The sequence below is a fragment of the Mesorhizobium sp. M7A.F.Ca.ET.027.03.2.1 genome, from assembly GCF_003999175.1.
Taxonomy (GTDB): Bacteria; Pseudomonadota; Alphaproteobacteria; order Rhizobiales; family Rhizobiaceae; genus Mesorhizobium.
In genome coordinates, this window is the sequence record NZ_RZOM01000583.1 from 1 (window position 1) to 3,876 (window position 3,876).

5 protein-coding genes are annotated in these 3,876 nt (G+C 64.1%); 4 read left to right on the forward strand and 1 reads right to left on the reverse strand.

Features of this window, described 5'->3' with window-relative positions:
* Nucleotides 1–134: 134 nt before the first annotated feature.
* Nucleotides 135–827 carry a YafY family protein gene (locus EN750_RS22675; protein ID WP_127397705.1) on the reverse strand — a complete coding sequence of 231 codons (693 nt, stop codon included), beginning with the start codon at nucleotides 825–827 and terminating at the stop codon, nucleotides 135–137.
* A 134-nt stretch (nucleotides 828–961) separates the two neighbouring features.
* Here EN750_RS22675 and EN750_RS22680 point away from each other — a divergent pair, with 134 nt between their 5' ends.
* The 4 genes from EN750_RS22680 to EN750_RS22695 form a co-directional block, all read left to right on the forward strand.
* Complete coding sequence (locus tag EN750_RS22680; protein WP_023812530.1) at nucleotides 962–2,056, forward strand: class I SAM-dependent rRNA methyltransferase; 1,095 nt, start codon at nucleotides 962–964, stop codon at nucleotides 2,054–2,056.
* Entirely contained in the window at nucleotides 2,053–2,910 is an 858-nt protein-coding gene (locus tag EN750_RS22685) for an RNA methyltransferase (protein WP_013529576.1), read from the forward strand. The genes EN750_RS22680 and EN750_RS22685 overlap by 4 nt, the downstream gene beginning before the upstream one ends.
* Before the next feature lie 13 nt (nucleotides 2,911–2,923).
* Nucleotides 2,924–3,412, forward strand: coding sequence for a signal peptidase II (gene lspA / locus EN750_RS22690; protein ID WP_127397706.1), 489 nt, complete (start codon nucleotides 2,924–2,926; stop codon nucleotides 3,410–3,412).
* Between the two features lie 57 nt (nucleotides 3,413–3,469).
* On the forward strand, nucleotides 3,470–3,876 hold a 407-nt coding region (locus EN750_RS22695; RefSeq protein ID WP_148669943.1), incomplete at its 3' end, for an alcohol dehydrogenase catalytic domain-containing protein.

Consider the following 3,876-nt stretch of genomic DNA (forward strand, 5'->3'; position numbering starts at 1 on the left):
GTAGAAGGCGCCGCTCTCAAGCGGCTGGTCGACATAGAGGATGACGAAATTCGGGGTGGCCATATCTGCTCTCCAAGGTTCGGTGCTTCGACTTGGCGACCATAAGATGGGCTACTGTCAGATTATGGCAGCAGTCATCTCGAACCACGCGGCTTGTCGAGCGTTGCCCGCCATTCCTTGAGCAGCGCCTGGCGACGACGCGGATAGCGCGTGTCCGTTGCTTGGAGTTCGGCGATGCGATCGGCGCGAAAATGCCGGAAATCCTGCCGCATCTCGCACCACGCCACCACCACCCGCACCTTGTCGAAGAAGCCCAGCGCAAATGGCCAGACGACACGCTCGGACGCGGCGCCGCCGGCGGCGCGGTAAAGAAAGCCGAGCTTGCGCTCGTTGCGGATGGCCTGCCGTACGAGGCCAAGATCGATGCTTTCGATGACTGCGGCGGAAGGGCCGACCAGCAGTGTGCTCGCGTCGAGATCCTCGCGCAGATCGTCCGGCAGGACCGCCGCGATCTTGGCCAACGCGTTGGCAGCGGCGGCCGAGAGACGCTGGTCCGGCTGCTTGGCGACCCAGCGCGAGCCGAGCACGATGGCTTCGATCTCCTCGTCGCTGAACATCAGCGGCGGCAGCATGAAGCCGGGCTTGAGCACATAACCGACACCCGCCTCGCCCTCGATCGGCGCGCCCTGGCCCTGCAGCGTGGCGATATCGCGGTAGAGCGTGCGGATCGAAACGCCCATCTCGTCGGCGAGCATGTGCCCGCTCACCGGCCGGCGATGCCGGCGCAAGCACTGTATGAGGTCGAGTAGGCGTTCGGAGCGGGACATCCGCTAGATTTGCCTGTTTCCTGACATTGGTCCACCACGGCCAACCTGAACCGGAGAGGCCGACCTGTCGGAGTTGGTTGCGAAGCCGGTTGCCCTATGTCAAAAGCGGCCACGCCGTTCGGAGTTGCCCCCGCTTGAAGTCTTTTCGCGACAAACGCCGCGACAACCGTCCACATCCATCCGCGAAGGGTGCGGCGGACGTGTCACGTCCGCGTCCCGGCCAGGCTCCCGCCAGACCGGAAGCACCACCGCGCGAGCGCCATGAGGCGAAGACGGAAAGTCGTTCCGAACCGAACTCGGCGCCGCGCATCCTGGCCCGCCGCGAAGGCGCTCTGCCCGCCGAACATCTTCCCGTGATCCTGGAAGTGGCGCCCAATGCCGATTATGCGCTGCTCGACAGCGGCACCGGCCAAAAGCTCGAACAATATGGCCCCTACCGTATCGTGCGGCCCGAGGGCCAGGCGATCTGGCAAAAGGCCTTGCCGGCAAAGGAATGGGAGCGTGCCGACGCCGTCTTCACCGGCGACACCGACGAGGAGGGCATCGGCCGCTGGCGTTTCCCCAAGCTGCCGCTCGGCGAGACCTGGCCGATGAAGCATGACGGCATCGACTATCTCGGCCGTTTCACCTCGTTTCGTCATGTCGGCGTCTTTCCCGAGCAGGCCTCCCATTGGGATCACATGGCCGGGCTGATCGCGGCGGCGAAGCGGCCGGTCAAGGTGCTGAACCTGTTCGGCTATACCGGTCTCGCCTCATTGGTGGCGGCTCGCGCCGGCGCCGAGGTCACCCATGTCGATGCCTCGAAGAAAGCGATCGGCTGGGCCCGTGAAAACCAGGAGATGGCCGGCCTCGGCAGCAAGCCGATCCGCTGGATCGTCGACGACGCGGTCAAATTCGCCGAGCGCGAGGAGCGCCGCGGCAGCCGCTACGACATCATCCTGTTCGACCCGCCGGCCTATGGCCGTGGCCCCAAGGGCGAGGTCTGGCAATTGTTCGAGGACCTGCCCGATTTGACCGATCTCTGCCGGGCGATCCTGACGCCGAAGCCGCTTGCCGTGGTGCTGACCGCCTATTCGATCCGCGCCTCCTTCTTCGCTATCCACGCCCTGATGCGCGATACCTTTGCCGGCATGGGCGGCAAGATTGAATCGGGTGAGCTGATCATCCGTGAAAAGTCCGCCGGCCGGGCGCTCTCGACATCATTGTTTTCGCGCTGGGTGGCTGAATGAACGAGCGGCATGCAGGCGCACCTGGCCAGGTGAAGGAGGTCACCAGCCTCGCCAATCCGCTGGTCAAGGACATCAAGGCGCTCGCTCAGAAGAAATTCCGCGACCAGCAAAACGCCTTCATGGCCGAAGGGTTGAAGCTGGTCATCGATGCGCTCGATCTCGGCTGGCAGATCAGGACATTGGTTTTCGCCAAGGCCGGGCGCGGCAACGCGGCGGTGGAGAAGGTGGCCGCACGCACGGTTGCCGCCGGCGGCATGGTGCTCGAAGTGTCGGAAAAGGTGCTGGTGGCCATCACCCGTCGCGACAATCCGCAAATGGTGGTGGGCGTCTTTTCGCAAAAATTCCTCGCCTTGAAGGATGTGCGCGCCGACAATGGCGACGTCTGGGTGGCTCTCGACCGGGTACGCGATCCCGGCAATCTCGGCACCGTCATCCGCACCGTCGATGCAGTCGGCGCCAAAGGCGTCATCCTGGTCGGCGATACCACTGATCCGTTCTCCGTGGAAACGGTGCGCGCCACCATGGGTTCGATCTTTGCCGTGCCGGTGGCCAAGGCGACAACCGAGGCTTTCCTTGCCTGGCGAGGCGGCTTCTCAGGGCTCGTCGCCGGAACCCACCTGAAAGGCGCCGTCGACTACCGCTCGGTCGATTTTTCCCGCGGGCCCGTGCTGCTGATGATGGGCAACGAGCAGCAGGGACTGCCCGAAAGCCTGGCTGCGAGTTGCGACAGGCTGCTCAGGATTCCGCAAGCCGGCCGTGCCGATTCGCTCAATTTGGCCGTTGCCACCGGCATCATGCTGTTCGAGATCCGGCGCGGCGCGCTCAAGCTCGAGCCAATCCTGGACCAGCAATGAAGGTTGCCCGCCCGTGAGATCATGGTCTCCCTACGCACTGCTTGTCGTCACGGCCATCGCGCTCGACCAGTGGATAAAATACCTGGTCGAGGCCGATCTGCCTTTTCAGGAGAAGGTTGATCTGCTGCCCTTCCTGGCGCTGTTCCGCACCTACAATACCGGCATCGCCTTCTCGATGTTCTCGTCCTTCGGCGACACCGGGCTGATCGTCATTTCGCTTGGCGTCGTTGCCTTCGTGCTGTTCCTGGCGACGCGGATCGCGCCGTCCCAGATCCTTGCCCGCACCGGCTTTGCGCTGATCGTCGGTGGCGCTCTGGGCAATCTGATCGACCGCGCCGTCTACGGCCACGTCATCGACTATATCCTGTTTCACACGCCGGTGTGGTCCTTCGCCGTCTTCAACCTGGCCGACGCCTTCATTTCGGTGGGCGCGGCACTGGTCGTCTTCGACGAACTGTTCGGCTGGGGACGCGAACCCAAAGCCAGGCCTTCCAAGGATTGACCCCGTGCGGCCATCGCCGCACAGTTCATGTCGCCAAACAAGATCGCGGAGAAAGACATGTCCGAAACCTTCAAAGCCATCCTCGTTTCGCGTGACGCCGAGAAAAAGCAGTCGGTCAACGTAACCGATCTCACCGAGGCCGACCTGATGGAAGGCGATGTCACCGTCGCGATCGAGGCAACGACGGTGAACTACAAGGATGGCCTGGCGATCACGGGCAAGGCGCCGGTGATCCGCCGCTGGCCGCTGGTGCCGGGCATCGATTTCGCCGGCACCGTCGTCTCGTCCTCGCATCCCGACTGGCGCACCGGAGACAAGGTCATTCTGAACGGCTGGGGCGTCGGCGAAACCCATTTCGGCGCCTATGCAGGCCGTGCCCGCGTCAAGGGCGACTGGCTGGTGCCGCTGCCGCAAGGCATCAGCCCGCACGACGCGATGGCCGTCGGCACCGCAGGCTACACCGC